The sequence below is a fragment of the Proteiniclasticum sp. C24MP genome (genome assembly GCF_043951855.1).
GTDB lineage: Bacteria > Bacillota > Clostridia > Clostridiales > Clostridiaceae > Proteiniclasticum.
In genome coordinates this window covers 1-15,773 of sequence record NZ_JBINJW010000037.1, presented here as the reverse complement: position 1 = coordinate 15,773, position 15,773 = coordinate 1, and the positions used below count along the sequence as shown (strand labels likewise).

Here is a 15,773-nt window from a genome sequence, read left to right as displayed (position 1 = left end):
ATTTAGAAAAAAAGAAATCACCAAAGGAAACCAAATCTTCCCCCCGGTGATTTCAGTGCATACAAAATAATTCTTCTTATGAATAGTTTACCGAACAATCCGACCTTAATCAAGGTGTCTTCTATCTATATAGGAAGAAAATGTTTCAGTGCTTTCTCCATTAGCGCTTCAGCCGGATTATTGCGGTAGACCACATCTCATCTTTCCGGTCCTTTCTCACATCCTCTGTGGTGTAGAGATGAAGTATCTCATAGTCACCCGCTTCCAGAATCATTTCTTCCAGAGATTCCAGTGTATGACAGAAGAACCTTCTGCCGTTTTTCTCATAGCTTCCTTGTCCGTACTTGAAGGACATGAAGAAAACGCCGTCATCATGGAGAAAACCCTTATACCGAAGTAGAACCGCTCTCTGCTTACTTTCTTCAACATGAAGCAGTGAGGCACAGGCCCAGATGCCATGGACTTTCTCCGATGGTTCAAACTCCAGGAAATCACAGTGGTAAACTGGAACACCCGAATGCTTTTCAGCAATCTCCACCATCTTCTCGGAATAATCGAAAGCCAGAACCTTGTATCCCTTCTCTTTGAAATACAACACATCTCTGCCCGATCCGCATCCTGCATCGATGATGGTCCCTCCTTCAGGGATGCAGGCAAGGAACTTCTCATAGTGCGCACTCATATCCGCATTGAGTGTCCCTTCCACAAAGTCTTCTGAATGCTTGTCATAATAATTGATTGTCTGCTTGTCGCTCATCTTTCTACCTCTTTAAAAAACTTCTCGCAAAATAGCGCTCTTCCAGCATTTCAAGTATATCGTACATGTGCGATATCATATCCTCACTCAAGCTTTCCTGTATACGATCATTAAACAGAAGACACTTAATTTCCCTATCGTGAATCAGGAGTTTTTTGGTGAGAAAGCGCACAGGCATCTCTAAGGCTTTTTTCAGATAGTCTTTCTGTGACCATGTTCTCCAGTTCTCATTTCCTCTGTTCATTTCAAGATCCAGCCCTCGTCTTGGATTGGATGTGTAAAATCTCATGAAATAATCACCCAGCTCCTCATAGGACACTGCGCCATCATTTTCAGTCAGTGCAAGCAGAACGGGAATCTTATAGGACCTGGACATGGAGGTTTTTTCCACTTTTCGAAGAAACCCTTCTACCTCTGTACCTATCCAGCTTTCTTCCACTTCATTGAGCTCTCCGATGGAAGAAAGATATCTCAGATAACCCTCTCTCATGAACTCTTTATGGTCCATATCAGAACCTGTGAATAGATCGGTCCTGGTGGGTCTTCTGCCCAGCTCGGCTTTCAATCTATAGAACTCATCTCTAAGTCTCTCAGTAAGCGGATCTCTTTTCTTCATTTCCTTGAACAGATCGATGACCCGAAGATCAAAGGTCACCTGGCACCCTACCGGATAATCCAGATCCTCCGGATGAACCACTCTCTTCTCACTCAGCATGGGATTCTTCCCCGCGAGAAGAAGCGGTTTGTAATGCGCCCTTTTGTAGTTCCCGATGAAGTCAATGACCGTAAGCCTTTTCTTGTCCTCATATTTTCTCAGTCCTCTGCCCAGCTGCTGAAGAAACACCACATAGGATTCTGTCGGTCTGAGAAACATCACCGTATCGATTTCCGGAATATCCACACCCTCATTGAAGATATCCACGGCGAAAAGCACATGAATCTTTTTCTCTCTGAACTTTTCCACAAGAAGTGCTCGGTCTGACTGGTGGCTTTCCATATTGCTGTGCACCGCCTCTGCAAGGACTCCTTTGCTTCTGAAGAAAGAAGCCATTTCTTCTGCATGCCCGATGGAAGCGCAGAAGCCGATGGTATGTGCTCCTCCATAATCCTTGTACTTATTATACACTTCCTCGGATCTCTCGTGGAGTCTGTAGGCTTTCTCCAGATCCTCAACAGCATATTTCCCGTTCACAGATTTCACCTGACTGTAATCCACCAGATCATAGACGCCTAGGTAGCGATAGGGGCATAGAACATCCCTGTTGATGGCAGAGGGCAGGCTCAGTTCATAGATCATATTGTTCTCGCATAGGGCAAGAATATCCTGATTATCCATTCTATAGGGAGTCGCTGTAAGACCAAGAAGAAACCTGGGACTGAAGTAATCAAGGACTTTTCTGTAGCTGTCCGCAGCGGCATGGTGAAATTCATCCACAATCATATAGTCGAACTGATCAGGCAGGAAATACGGGGATTTCAGATACTCTGCCCTGGAAAGAGTCTGCACACTGGCAAAAATGAAATCCGCATCCGGATTCTTCCACTGACCATTGAAGAGTGCCATACTTCTATCCGTATGAACATTTCTGAAACTCTCCATGGCCTGCTTGAGAATCTCTTCCCGATGGGCGATGAAAAGAACTTTCGAAGCGCCGAACTGTTTCGAGTCAAAGGCACTGATATAGGTTTTGCCAGATCCTGTGGCCGCTGCCACAAGTCCTCTCTCTATCCCTTCTTTTCTTGCTAAGTCCAGCTCATAAAGGGCTTCACTCTGAATCCCTCTTGGTTCAATCCGGGAAATCTCCTCTGCATCCGCGTTTTCATCGAACTCCGCTTCTCTGATGTATGCGGTTTTCTTCCAGCCGGCAGAATAGCTTCTGAGAAAATCCATATCCATTTCAGAGGATTCCTTCTCAAACAGGGCATCAAAGGAAGATTCAAACCTGTCCACTGATTCCTCATCATACTGCGCATCAATGATGTAGTTCCATTCCAGACCCATGATAAGTCCCATCCGTGAGATATTGGATGAACCCACATAGACGCGCCTTCCCATCTCCCCGTCGATGAAATAGCCTTTGGGATGAAAGGAATTCTTCCCGTTGTAGATTCTGATTTCCCCTCTATCCTGAAGCAGATTCTTCAGTCTGTAGAGCGCAGAGGGCTCTGTGATCCCAAGGTAGGTTCCTGTAAGAATCTCTACCCGGGCTCCCCTATTCAGCGCAGTCAGAAGACTTTCTTCTATGAGCTTCACACCGGATTCCATGATGAAGGATACGATGATCTTAATCGTATCCGCGCATCTCATATCCTCATTCAGAGACTCAATCAGATCTTCGTTTCTCCCTGTATATACTCTGCTTTTCATGTTCTCTCCCTTATTCTCCCGTGATTCAGTGACAATCATCATATCTTATGAATATTCTAGCATATTTCTCTCTGTAGGAAGATGGGATTTTAAATATATTCTCTCTATGATCGGATCCACGAAAAGAAGCCTGTCAAAAGCGACAGACTTCTCGTGATACATCTATTATCTTTCTTCTCTCTTCCAGTTGAGATATTCATCCCTGCCGATCTCATAGAGATCTTTTCCCTTGCTGTCGATGATCACCGTCACCGGGAAATCCTTCACTTCCAGCTTTCGGATGGCTTCCGGTCCCAGCTCCTCATAGGCGATGGTCTCCTGAGAAAGGATCCTCTTCTTGATGAGGGCACCCGCACCACCGATGGCAGCGAAATACACTGCGCCATGCTCCGTCATCTTCTTCTTCACTTCATCGTTTCTCTTTCCTTTGCCGATCATGCCCATGAGCCCCAGATTCAGGAGCCTCGGTGTATAGGCATCCATGCGAAGGCTTGTGGTAGGTCCTGCCGAACCGATGACTTCTCCTTCTCTTGTAGGCGTCGGTCCCACATAGTAGATCACAGCGCCCTGGATGTCAAAGGGCAGCTCTTCCCCACGGTCCAGTCTTTCCATGAGCTTTTTATGGGCCGCATCCCTGGCCGCGTAGATGGTCCCTGAAATGAGCACATTGTCTCCAGGTCTCAGGTTTTCCACATCTTCTTTTCTTAAAGGTGTCGTAAGTCTCACTTCCATTATAGAACAACCTCCTTATGTCTTGTGGCATGGCAGTTGATGTTCACAGCCACGGGAAGACCAGCGATATGGGTGGGATAATACTCGATGGCCACTTTTAGTGCGGTGGTCTCTCCTCCGAAGCCCTGGGGTCCGATGCCCATGGCATTGATTTTTTCCAGCAGCTCCTTTTCCATGTCCGCATAGTAAGGATTCTCATTGTACTCTTCCAGTCTTCTCATAAGCGCCTTCTTCGCAAGAAGCGTGGACTTGTCGAAGGTTCCACCGACACCTACACCCACAACCATGGGGGGACAGGCATTGGGACCGGCCAGCTCCACCGTCTCCAGAATGAACTCCTTCACGCCTTCCACCCCTTCAGAGGGTTTCAGCATCTTCAGCCGGGACATGTTCTCGGAACCGAATCCCTTAGGCGCCACCATGATCTTCAGCTGATCGCCAGCCACCAGGCTGTAGTGGATGACCCCAGGCGTGTTATCACCGGTGTTCTTTCTGTTTAAAGGATCCGCCACCACGGATTTTCGAAGAAAGCCCTCTTCGTAGCCTTCACGGATTCCCTGATTGATAGCCTCCTCCAGAAGTCCATTTTCGATATGGACCTCCTGCCCGATCTCCACAAAGACCACCACCATGCCCGTATCCTGGCACATGGGCGCCATGTCTCTTTCAGCGATCTCGGCATTCTCGATGATCATACCGAGCGTGTTGGTGGCAAGGATCCACTTCTCTTTCTTCTTCTGCTCCTTCAAGGATGCCATGACATCATCCGGGAGGAAAAAGTTCGCATCCATGACGAGTTTCTTCACTTCTTCGGTTACGCGCTTTGCGTCTATGCTCTTCATAATAACTTCCACCTTTTCTTCTTTCATTACTACCTATTATACAGGAAATGCCGCCATTTTCCGGACAAAGTCCAGCATGTGCGGCATCTAAATCTATTTCTTAGTTTTCCTGTCTTCTCTTTGCCAGAGCCAGCACTCTGTTCATTTCATTGTTGACGATCATGAATCCTTCGTCAAAGCCCATGCCTGGTTTTGCCAGGACCTGCTTCGCACCGCAGGCGATTCCGATGTTGGTGCAGACCTCTGCACTTCTGTTGGTTTCGTTGCATGTGCCGCCCAGATATGCCCCCACACCCTTATCCTTGCAGTAGAGGATGGCCTTGATGGAATTGTTCACGCCGCCAAGGTCCGGTGTCTTCACCTGAATCATGTGTCCTGCCTTATTGTCAGCAAAATACACCACATCATCGAAGGTGTTGCACCATTCATCCGCAACCAGCTCCACCTTGATGTCACGGTCATCCAGCATCTTGGTCAGGTCTCTCAGGGCTTCCATCTGCTTCGTTCTTTCGCCCACATCCATCGGTCCTTCGATTCTGAGAAGGAAAGGCTTCGCCGCTTCCTCCAGCGTCTTCAGATAATCCGCCATCTTTTCAAGGTCCTGATTGAAGATTCTTCCGATGGTGCCATAGACATCGATGTGGAAGATCGGATCATAGGATTCCTCGCTTCTGTACTGAAGCACACGGTCTCTCATCCACTTGACGTAATTCAGAAGGATCTCTCCGTTTTCGCCCAGCTTTTCTTTGACGTTGTTGATCAGCGCATGAGGCATCACATCGGTGCCCTTGATGATCATCTTGTCCACATTGGTGTATCTGTCGTCTCCGCTCTGTGCGAAGATCGGCACACGCTGAAGCGTAACGCCTGTTCCGTATTCCTTCTTCACCACTTCCGCCATGGTCATGCGGTTGGATTTCGCTGCGGCATCCAGAAGAGCCTGGGTAACGCCATACCGGATAGCGGTATGCAGTCTTCTGTTTTCATAGACCAGGCTGTCGATCTCTTCTGCCAGATGCTTGAAGGTGGATGCATCCTTTCCGATGAGATGCTTTCTTGCCACATCTTCTATGACAGGAATGAAGTCCTTGGCGATGAAAAGAGGGTCTCTTCCGCCTGCACCGGAGTACTGCACGGCAGCGCAGTCTCCATGAGCGATTTCTCCGTTTTCCAGAATCAGCATGACGGAGATGCTTTCTCCTGGCAGACGGATGGCATCAAATCCTTCCGTCTCCGGCTCTCCCACATACATGAATCCGTCATGACCTGCACCATTGACAATGGCACGCTGGTCGTCGAAATAAAACCCTGTTCTACCTTCTGAACACACTATATCTACAATTTTCATTATTTCTTTTCCTCCGGTCTGCCGATGAGGTTTCCTTTACCCACAGCAAAAATATCGTCTACAGTCATCTGGAATGTCACATCTCTTTTTTCGAACTGTCCTCTTTCCACAAGCTTCGCCTTGTTGAAATCGATGATGTCCTTGGTGAAGGGGATGTTCCCCGTCATCAGGTATCTCACGGCACCTGAATTGTCTCTGGCCGGCATCATCTTGCCTGCATTGTACTTGGATGGTGCGAAGGGAATGTCCACGATGCCAAGCTTGAAGGCTTCCACCGTTCCACGGGCAAAGTCTCCTTTTCCCACTTCATAGACACTTTCCAGCATGCATCTGGTCTCGGCCTTGATGATGTTGATCTCTGTCTGAAGCTCCGGACTCATAGGCATCCTCTGTCCTTTGAGCATATTCAGCGTCATGATGGTGTCCCTGATGCCCTGGGCATTGGCTTCCATAGTAGGAATACCGATGGCTTCATGGGGAGTCTTCACGATGACCTTGGTGGCACCGGCCATGGCTGCTGTAGCAGCACCCACGGAAATGACACCGAACGCCTTGGCTTCATCTGCAGGGAATCCGCCCATCCACTGATGGAATACCGTGGTGACGAAGACATCGCTGTATCCGAAACGCTTCAGGTATTCTTCTGTCTGCTCCTCCAGTGCACGGATGGCTGCAATGTCCTGTACCATGTTCCCGCACTGTCCATAACCCACTGTGACATTCTTCACGCCCTGCTCTGCTGCAAGAAGCGCTTCCAGAATGGCCACTGTGTTGGAGATGGAGGGTGGAACGAGGGTTCCAGTCAGGGGACCGAAAGGTTCACGGTTCAGCTCGATGCCCTGCTCTTCATACCATCCTGTGAGTCTGTCGCAGTACTGCCAGTCTCTGATGGTCTTCTCCATGGATACGCTCTTGGCGTAAGGAATGTTATAGCTGATTCCGCCTCCTTCATTGGATGTCCAGCCGGAGGCGGTGATGATTTCACTTAAAAGACGGGCATCTGGTGTGCCGTGTCTTGCCTGAATGGGATTCTTGATGGACTCATAGACTTCTCTGCATCCCTTGACGCCATGATTCACCGCAGGGAATCCGTTCAATAGAGAACGTCCCGCTTTCAGAGATTCATCTATACCGATCTGACATTCATTGTACCTGTTCTGTCTGGTATAGGAGTCGATGGTGGATGGAAGAAGATCCGCTCCGCCTTCGTCTTCCAGATAGTTGAGAAGCTTGATGTGCTCGCTGATGAGTGCAACACCCGCTCTAGGCTGAGCAAGTGTTACCCCTTCCTCTTTGGCCTTCCTGAGCTTCTTGGCAAAGTTCTTTTCATCGGGCACTTTCTTCAGATACTCCACTGCTTCCTGAAGATCCACTTCACTGCCTGTAGGCCAGTGGGTGAGCACCTCTTTTCTGATTCCAAAAAATTCGTCTTCGGTGAGTTTTTTGTTTTTTAAGTCCATTTTATTCTCCTAACATTCCACAATATATTTCTTGAGCATTCTTAACGCTTTTTCTTCATCCACCATGGCCAGTAGGCCTAAGGCGGACAGGACATACTTTTCATCCAGAAGATACTTCGGATGTCTTGGCTTCAAAGATTCCAGGTCCTCTTCATGGAAAAGTCCCGCTTTCAGGATATCCTTTGGATTCTTGGAATTGACAATGACGCCCCCGGTCCCCACCAGGTAGGGAAGCTCCATGAGATCCTTTCCTTCCTGGGAATACATCATTCCCAAGGGGGAGTAGACCTGGGTCACAGTCCCTGCATGTCTTTTCATAGAGATGTCCACGCAGATTTTCGCCATGACCTCGTCAAAGGCGATGTCTTCCTCCTTTGTCGGTACAAAATCCGTATGCCGGCTTCGATAGTCAAATTCCTTCCCCACATCGATGTCCGACAGGTTCTTTAGCTGGTGTCTTCTCAGGTATCTTTTTCCTGCGGCCGCATACAGAGACAGCGCAGAATATCGCATCCCGAGATCCCCTTCCACCGTCCTCTTGGCTACGGGCTCCTCCAGTCCTCTTAAGATGACGGAGGGCTTACTGGGTGCCCCCTCACAGATGGTATGCACATCCGTCGTGGCGCCCCCGATGTCGATGACGGCGAGATCCCCTATCCCGTCTTCATCCCTGGTGCCTTCGCTGAGCACTTCAGCCGCTTTCAGAACCGCAGCCGGTGTCGGCATGAGAATGCCGCTGATGAATTCCTTCACATGGGACATGCCTCTGGCCTTCACGATGTTCTCCATGAAAATCGTACGGATGGTTTCTCTTGCCGGCTCCACGTTGATGTTGTTGAGGCTCGGCATGACGTTTTCCGTAATATGATAGTTCATGTGTCCCTCAAAGATGTCGATGATCTCATCATTTGCACTCTTGTTTCCGGCAACCACGATGGGCACTTTGATTTCCCCGTCTCTGAGCATCCTTGCATTATGCAGAATCACATCGGTGTTTCCACCATTGGTTCCTCCTGCAAGGAGGATCATATCCGCTCTGGACTCTCTGATCTTCTTCACTTCACTTTTGTTCATCTTGAAGCTGAAGACATCGGTGACCCTCGCTCCGGCACCTAGTGCCGCTCTTTTGGCCGCCTCCATGGTGAGTTCCGGAACCAGTCCTATGGCCACAATTTTTAACCCGCCTGCAGCAGATGAGCAGGCGAGTTTTTTTGTGAATTCTATTCCATTATCCAGTCTGGTCACAAGGTCCTCATAGGCCTTTCTGTAACCATCCATTACGTCTGTTTCCACTGTTGTATATGATTTTGCTGTAGCAAGAATAACATCTTCCTCTGCACTTACTGCTGTCAGTTTTGTATACGTGCTCCCAAAATCAATAAATAGAAATGCTTCCATCATTCTTATGCTCCAATTGCCGCCTCAAGTAAACCCAGGTCTTCCTGAAGATCGTTTAATGCTGTCTCTACAGATGTTCCGGGTGGATAAACCCTGTCGAATCCCATCTGGATGAATCTCTTTTTCACTTCACTGAAATCCTGTTTTCCTACAACGATGTTCCCGCCGACATACAGTTTGATGCCTTCAAGACCTGCTTCGTCGCATTTTTCTCTCATGCCTCTGCAGTCAATTTCGCCGTGTCCGTAAAGAGAAGATACCATGATCACTTCTGCATTGGTTTCAATGGCTGCGTTGATGAAATCTTCCTGTGGAGAAAGAACACCAATATTGACCACATTATATCCTGCTTCAGTCAGTGAATAATCCAGGATCTTGTTTCCTACTGCATGACAGTCAGCACCTATGACGCCTAGAACGATAGTTTTTTTACTCATGTGTTTTGTACACTCCTTATAAGTGAATGATTATTATAATTTCCATGTAGTCGGTTAAAACGATTTCCGCTTTCATCCTGCATACGTTTCCTGCAAGAATTCCGCTTCTTTCATCCCTTCTATACCCTAATAATAGCACAACTTTTTCAGGAATCAACCCCTTCAGAAAATCCGAAAACCCTTGAAAACACAAGGATTCCATAATCATACATCCAATCGGAAGCCATCAGAATTCCACTCCTGCTCCATATGAATCTTTGCCGATGAGAACTTTCATTTTATGTTCTTAATGATGGAAATCTTGCATTAAACGTTATCATTCTGCAACTCAAACCGCCAACTTATGCAGAGTCCATGTTATAATTATTCGATTATATTCCATTGTTATGCATAAAAATTCACAATAATTTTTAAAAAATATTTTTCACTCCCACTGAGTTCTTAATAAAGTCTTAACACACTTCTCCATCAAATGATACGAATCCACTTCACTCTATGCTATCATGAACTTAATACAGCAGGTAAAGTCTCAATAAATATATGGAAGAAGGAGGAGACTCATGAATCGTATAGGTATAAATGAAATCCAGGAATTTTTTCTCGGAAACAAGGAAGACAAGAACAAAGGAACCGGCTGCAGCGTCATTCTGTCAGAAGAAGGTGCTACACCAGGTGTCGCTGTCAGAGGAGGTGCTCCTGGCACCAGGGAAACAGATCTCATCCGCTCGGAAGAGATGATCGAGAAGATCCACGCTCTGCTCCTGTCCGGCGGCAGCGCCTTCGGTCTGGACGCCGCCTCCGGCGTCATGGCGTATCTGGAAGAAAGGGACATCGGGTTTGACACAGGCTTTGCCAAGGTACCCATAGTGCCCGCTGCGGTTCTCTTTGATCTTGGCTATAAAGACCCTAATCGAAGACCCGATAAGAATATGGGCTATGAAGCCTGCCTGAATGCACGGGACAGAAATTACAGGGATGGCTCCTATGGTGCCGGTGCAGGAGCAACTGTCGGCAAGATTCTCGGACCTGACAGCGCCATGAAATCAGGAATCGGGTCCTACGCTGTGCAAATCGGAAATTTGAAAGTAGGGGCAGTAGTCGCCGTTAACGCCTTCGGCACCATTTACGAAGGGGAGAAGCCCATCGCAGGGCCTCATCGAGACAGCCAGATTCTGAGCACAGAAGAGTTCATGATTCAAGGGATGGAAGCCGCTTTTAAAGGAAACACGACCATCGGGTGCATTCTCACCAATGCAGTCCTCACCAAAAGCCAGGCCAACAAGCTGGCCTCCATGAGTCATGACGGATATGCCAGAGCCATAAGGCCTGTACATACCATGGTGGACGGAGATACCATCTTCGTCATGGCCTCCGGCAGGGAGCAGACGGATTTCAATCTTCTTGGCACCCTTGCTTCCATGGTCATGGAAAAAGCCATACACGTAGCTGTGAAAAATGCTACCTGCGACACCCTCAAGGCATATCGCGATTTCAATCAGCAAATCTCAGACGTTGAATAATATACGCAAAAAAGCACAGAATGTCGATTTAACATTCTGTGCTTTCTTATTCCCTTACCGACTCCTCAGCAGTTTTCACAGGCTTCGACAATGGTATCCGCTATGTTCTTGGCATGGTCTCCCACTCTTTCCAGATTGGAGATGACATCCAGAAAAATGATGCTGGATAAGGCGGAGCATTTTTCTGCCTGCAGTCTTTTGATATGCATATTTCTGTATTCCTTCTGCAGAAAATCAATCTGCCTTTCCGTCTCTATGATGGAGCATGCCAGTTCTATGTCTCTGGTCTCATAGCTACTGATGGCCGTATGTAGTGCCAGATCTGTGAGGGCGTAGATGATGTTCAGCTCTTCTTTTCCTTCTTCTGTGATTTCCACAGCATTTCTGTTTCTTTCCACAGCCAGTTCCAGGATGTTTTCCGCATGGTCTCCGATACGCTCAATATCGTTGAGCACATGATAGGTATGTCCAATTCTTTTGAACTCCTCCACCGCCTGTTCATTGGCGGACAGCTCCACCAGAAAATCCGTGATGACGAGGGTGACATCATCGATCTTCTTCTCATTCTCCGTGATCTCATCGAATTTCGATACATCATTATCCAGATAAGCTTCTATGGCCAGCTGCACATTGAGTTTCGCAAGTTGGGCCAGCTTCACCGTTTCCAGAACCACCTGCCCTTCAGCGATGCTCGGCGTCTGAAGAAGTCTTCGGTCCAGAATCTGATTTTCAATTTCATAGTCTTCTCCAACTATCCCGTTGGCCATTCTGATCAGCGTGCCTGTAAAGGGCAGCAGAATCAATGTACTGGCCACATTGAAGAAGAGATGGAGGAAGGAAATCTGATATCTGATGTTCTCCGGAACCAGCGCTGACACCACCTGTATGAGGATGGCGCCTAAGGGAAGCAGGATCAAGACTCCTGTCACATTGAACAGCAGGTGAATCATGGCCGCCTTCTTCGCTGTCCTGTTGGCTGTGATGGAAGAAAGGAGCGCTGTGACTGTGGTACCGATGTTGGCACCAAGAACAAAGGGAAATGCGATCTGAATGGTGATGCTGCCCGTGGTGGTCAGCGCAACAAGAAGAGCCGTGGTAGCGGAACTGGACTGGATGAGCGTCGTGATGCCCATGCCGATGAGAAGACCCAGATACCATTTGTGACCCAAAGTGATGATAAGGTTTCTGAAAACCTCCGAATCTCTCAGCGGGTACATAGCCTGGCTCATAAGCTTCATTCCAAGCATCATGACACCAAACCCCAGAATGATGGATGCCACGTCCCTTCTTTTCTTCGCCTGGGAAAAGATGACAAGAAGAGATCCAACAAAAAGGAACACCGGAATCACTTCATCCATATGAATGGAGACCAGAAAAACCGTGATGGTCGTTCCGATATTGGCGCCCATGATGACGCCTGTGGCCTGGACAAGATTAAGAAGACCCGAGTTCACAAAGCCCACCACCATGACCGTGGTGGCGGAACTGGACTGGATGAGCGCTGTCACAAAGGTCCCCACAGCCACAGCCTTTAAAGGGCTGTCGGTGAGCCTTCCCAGAATGAACTTCAGCCTGGACCCGGCAGCATTCTCCAGCCCGTCTCCCATCATATTCATACCATATAGAAACAAACCCAGCCCACCAAGAAGCGCGATCCACATATCCATCTTCAGCTTAACCCCTTTTCCAAACCATACAACTACTATTTCATGTTCATTCTACCCCTATTCAGAAGGAATAGTAATGTCGATGCACCTTATTTAACCTGGATTTAACGCAATCTGACTTTATCTCTTTACAATTTAAAAATCGCTCCGAATCCTAGGATTCGAAGCGATCTGACTCATTAGTCTCTTTCTTTGATTTCTGATACCGTATCCGCGATGTTCTTCGCGTGGTCACCGATTCTTTCCATATTGGAAATCAGGTCCAGGAACAGAATTCCGGCCAGTGCGCTGCATCTGCCCGCATTGAGTCTTCTGATATGGGCATCTCTGTATTCTTTCTGAAGGGCATCGATCCGCTCTTCCACCTGAATGATAGACAGCGCTTTTTCCTTGTTGTCTTCCTTGTAGCTTTCGATGGCGATATCCATGGCATGATTGGTGTAATCATAGATGGCTCTCACTTCTTCACGGGCTTCGTCAGAGATCTCCACATTCTTTCTATCTCTCTCCTGCGCAAGTTCCATGATGTTTTCAGCATGGTCTCCCATTCTTTCGATGTCGTTGAGCACATGATAGGTATCTCCCACTCTGCCGAACTCATTCACATTGAGATCGCTGCTTGAGAGCTGTACCAGGAAGTTTGTGATGATTTCGGTGACCTCATTGATTCTGTCTTCATTCTTGTAGACAAGGTCCACATGCTTCAGATCATTGTTCATGAAGGCTTCCGTGGCCAGCTTCACATTCTCCTGGGCAAGCTGTGCAAGCTTCACGGTTTCAAGAATGACCTGTCCTTCCGCGATACTTGGCGTCTGAAGAAGTCTTCTGTCAAGGATTTCAGATATCTTATCTTCTTCCTGCCCAACAACCTTCTCTGCGATCCGAATCAGAAGTCCTGCAAATGGAAGCAGTACCAAGGTATTGGATACATTAAAGATCAGGTGGATGAGCGAAATTTCAAGTTTGATGCTTTCCGGTGCCATGTAGGTGACAATCTCCATGAGGTATTTACCCAGTGGAAGGAAGATGAGCGCACCAACGAGATTAAACAGCAGATGGATCACCGCCGCTTTCTTCGCTGTCTTGTTGGCCGTAATGGAGGACAGCAGAGCTGTGATGGTGGTTCCGATGTTTGCACCCAGGATCAGCGGGAACGCCACCTGAATGGTGATGCTGCCTGTGGTGGTCAGCGCCACGAGAAGTCCTGTGGTTGCGGAACTGGACTGCACCAGCATGGTGATACCAAGGCCGATGAGAATACCCAGATACCATTTGGTTCCGATGGAGAGAATAAGATCCTTGAACACCTGTGAATCTCTCAGCGGATACATGGCTTCACTCATGAGCTCCATACCCAGCATCAGAATACCAAATCCCAGAAGAATGCTGGCCAGGTCTCTTCTCTTTTTCGCTTTGGTGAAGAGAAAGAGAATGGAACCTGTGAAAATCAGAATCGGTACCAGCGCATCAATGTTCATGGAAACAAGAAATGCGGTGGTGGTGGTTCCGATATTGGCACCCATGATGATTCCAGTAGCCTGCACCAGATTGAGAAGTCCGGAGTTTACGAACCCGATGACCATAACCGTGGTTGCCGAACTGGACTGCATGAGAATCGTGACAAAAGTACCAACAAGAACGGAGCTTATGGGATTTGCCGTAACTTTATTCAGAATAAATTTCAGTTTAGAACCAGCTGCATTCTCAAGGCCGTCTCCCATCATCTTCATGCCATAAAGAAACAGTCCAAGTCCTCCAAAAAGTCCTATGATCATATTAATATCCAATAGAGTCCCTCCAAATTGAGTTCATTTTATTTCAACCTAATAATACAGCTAAATCTCTTCTGTGTTAACTAATCATTACGTTATTTAACATAGAATTAACGCGGTTGCTGAAATTGTTTCATTCTCACTATTTCTTTGGAAAAACAGAGAATGAATACCATTCCATTTTATAATCTGAAACGAAAATTTCTCATTATTTTCATGAGATTCTCTCACGTTTCGCTTTCAGCGGCAGAACCTGTTATACCAGTGTAAATTCTCCGGAAATGCTTCTTCTGTGATTATCCATCCCTGAGGTTTCTCTGAATTTAAAAACCTCCCGGAATAAATCCGGGAGGTTCTGATCTGCATATAGATCGGTTCTTTGAGTACTATCTCTTTGAGAACTGTGGGCTCTTTCTAGCTTTCTTAAGACCGTACTTCTTTCTTTCCTTCATTCTTGGGTCTCTTGTTAAGAAACCTGCCTTCTTCAGTTCGCCTCTGAGTGTTTCGTCAGCTTTAAGAAGTGCTCTGGAAATACCGTGTCTGATCGCTCCAGCCTGTCCTGAAAGTCCACCACCGTGTACATTTACAAGAACATCATAGGAGTTCTTTGTGTTTGTCAGTACCAGCGGCTGATTAACAACTAGCATTAATGTTTCAAGACCAAAGTAGTCCTTGATGTCTCTCTTGTTGATTGTGACTTCACCTGAACCAGGTACCAGTCTTACTCTTGCAACTGATTTCTTTCTTCTACCAGTGCCCATGTATTGAACTTTTGCCATTTTTATTTCCTCCTCCCGTCTAGTACTTTAGCTCAAGAACTTCTGGGTTCTGAGCTTCGTGAGGATGATTTTCTCCTCTGTACACCTTAAGTTTCTTTGCCTGATTTCTTCCTAGAACACCCTTTGGAAGCATTCTTCTGACTGCTTCTGAGAATGCCAGTTCAGGCTTCTTAGCGAGTACTTCTCTGTAAGGAGTTTCCTTAAGTCCACCTGGGTAATTTGAATGTCTTCTCATCATTTTCTGATCCAGTTTCTTTCCTGTAAGGACAACCTGCTCTGCGTTGATGATGATAACGAAATCTCCTAAATCTACGTTTGGTGTAAACTCAGGCTTGTTCTTTCCTCTTAAAATTAGTGCTACCTGGCTGGCTACTCTACCGAGAGGCTTGCCGGCTGCATCTACAACATACCATTTTGGCTGATATGCTCCTGTTTTTGCTTGATATGATTTCATCTCTTTCCTCCCGAAACTCCACAATAGGGGTTCCTATTACTATTCTTTCTTAGGTTTTCTCCATTGCGTGACCCGGGGCTAGTGGATCAACACAAGTAATTTACAAACATAAATATTATAGAACAACCACCACTAGAAGTCAATAATATTTAGTATCCTTTTCTGATACCTACCTATTATACATGATTTCTCATCGGAATAAAAGGGTAATTTGCATGATTTGCAAACAAATACAAAAT

Annotated in this window: 13 protein-coding genes; 1 reads left to right on the top strand and 12 read right to left on the bottom strand. The window is 47.0% G+C overall.

Annotated elements, in window-relative coordinates:
• Positions 1 to 160 precede the first annotated feature (160 nt).
• The 8 genes from ACHAL6_RS14855 to glmS form a co-directional block, all read right to left on the bottom strand.
• Positions 161 to 757, bottom strand: a complete 597-nt coding sequence (locus ACHAL6_RS14855) for a class I SAM-dependent DNA methyltransferase (protein ID WP_395271443.1) — start codon at positions 755 to 757, stop codon at positions 161 to 163.
• Between the two features lie 4 nt (positions 758 to 761).
• On the bottom strand, positions 762 to 3,125 hold the full coding sequence (locus tag ACHAL6_RS14850) for a DEAD/DEAH box helicase family protein (RefSeq protein WP_395271442.1): 2,364 nt from the start codon (positions 3,123 to 3,125) through the stop codon (positions 762 to 764).
• A gap of 165 nt (positions 3,126 to 3,290) precedes the next feature.
• Positions 3,291 to 3,857 (bottom strand): Fe-S-containing hydro-lyase, encoded by a 567-nt coding sequence (locus ACHAL6_RS14845; RefSeq protein WP_395271441.1) that lies wholly within the window; start codon positions 3,855 to 3,857, stop codon positions 3,291 to 3,293.
• A complete protein-coding gene (locus ACHAL6_RS14840; RefSeq protein WP_395271440.1) occupies positions 3,857 to 4,699 on the bottom strand; it encodes a fumarate hydratase in 843 nt (280 codons plus the stop codon). Before ACHAL6_RS14840 ends, ACHAL6_RS14845 begins: the two co-directional genes overlap by 1 nt.
• A gap of 100 nt (positions 4,700 to 4,799) precedes the next feature.
• Positions 4,800 to 6,047, bottom strand: coding sequence for a methylaspartate ammonia-lyase (locus tag ACHAL6_RS14835; RefSeq protein ID WP_395271439.1), 1,248 nt, complete (start codon positions 6,045 to 6,047; stop codon positions 4,800 to 4,802).
• Positions 6,047 to 7,507, bottom strand: a complete 1,461-nt coding sequence (locus tag ACHAL6_RS14830; protein ID WP_395271438.1) for a methylaspartate mutase subunit E — start codon at positions 7,505 to 7,507, stop codon at positions 6,047 to 6,049. Before ACHAL6_RS14830 ends, ACHAL6_RS14835 begins: the two co-directional genes overlap by 1 nt.
• Before the next feature lie 9 nt (positions 7,508 to 7,516).
• Positions 7,517 to 8,908 (bottom strand): methylaspartate mutase accessory protein GlmL, encoded by a 1,392-nt coding sequence (gene glmL, locus ACHAL6_RS14825; RefSeq protein ID WP_395271437.1) that lies wholly within the window; start codon positions 8,906 to 8,908, stop codon positions 7,517 to 7,519.
• A gap of 2 nt (positions 8,909 to 8,910) precedes the next feature.
• Complete coding sequence (glmS, locus tag ACHAL6_RS14820) at positions 8,911 to 9,342, bottom strand: methylaspartate mutase subunit S (RefSeq protein ID WP_395271436.1); 432 nt, start codon at positions 9,340 to 9,342, stop codon at positions 8,911 to 8,913.
• A 560-nt stretch (positions 9,343 to 9,902) separates the two neighbouring features.
• Here glmS and ACHAL6_RS14815 point away from each other — a divergent pair.
• A complete protein-coding gene (locus tag ACHAL6_RS14815; protein WP_395271435.1) occupies positions 9,903 to 10,862 on the top strand; it encodes a P1 family peptidase in 960 nt (319 codons plus the stop codon).
• 65 nt (positions 10,863 to 10,927) lie between these two features.
• Here the strand turns inward: ACHAL6_RS14815 and ACHAL6_RS14810 are convergent, their stop codons facing one another.
• The 4 genes from ACHAL6_RS14810 to rplM all read right to left on the bottom strand — a co-directional run bounded on the left by ACHAL6_RS14810 (position 10,928) and on the right by rplM (position 15,534).
• Positions 10,928 to 12,529, bottom strand: a complete 1,602-nt coding sequence (locus tag ACHAL6_RS14810; RefSeq protein WP_395271434.1) for a Na/Pi cotransporter family protein — start codon at positions 12,527 to 12,529, stop codon at positions 10,928 to 10,930.
• Between the two features lie 179 nt (positions 12,530 to 12,708).
• Positions 12,709 to 14,304 carry a Na/Pi cotransporter family protein gene (locus ACHAL6_RS14805; RefSeq protein WP_395271444.1) on the bottom strand — a complete coding sequence of 532 codons (1,596 nt, stop codon included), beginning with the start codon at positions 14,302 to 14,304 and terminating at the stop codon, positions 12,709 to 12,711.
• A 383-nt stretch (positions 14,305 to 14,687) separates the two neighbouring features.
• Entirely contained in the window at positions 14,688 to 15,080 is a 393-nt protein-coding gene (gene rpsI, locus ACHAL6_RS14800; protein WP_207599270.1) for a 30S ribosomal protein S9, read from the bottom strand.
• 19 nt (positions 15,081 to 15,099) lie between these two features.
• Positions 15,100 to 15,534 (bottom strand): 50S ribosomal protein L13, encoded by a 435-nt coding sequence (gene rplM / locus ACHAL6_RS14795; RefSeq protein ID WP_395271433.1) that lies wholly within the window; start codon positions 15,532 to 15,534, stop codon positions 15,100 to 15,102.
• Positions 15,535 to 15,773 lie beyond the last annotated feature (239 nt).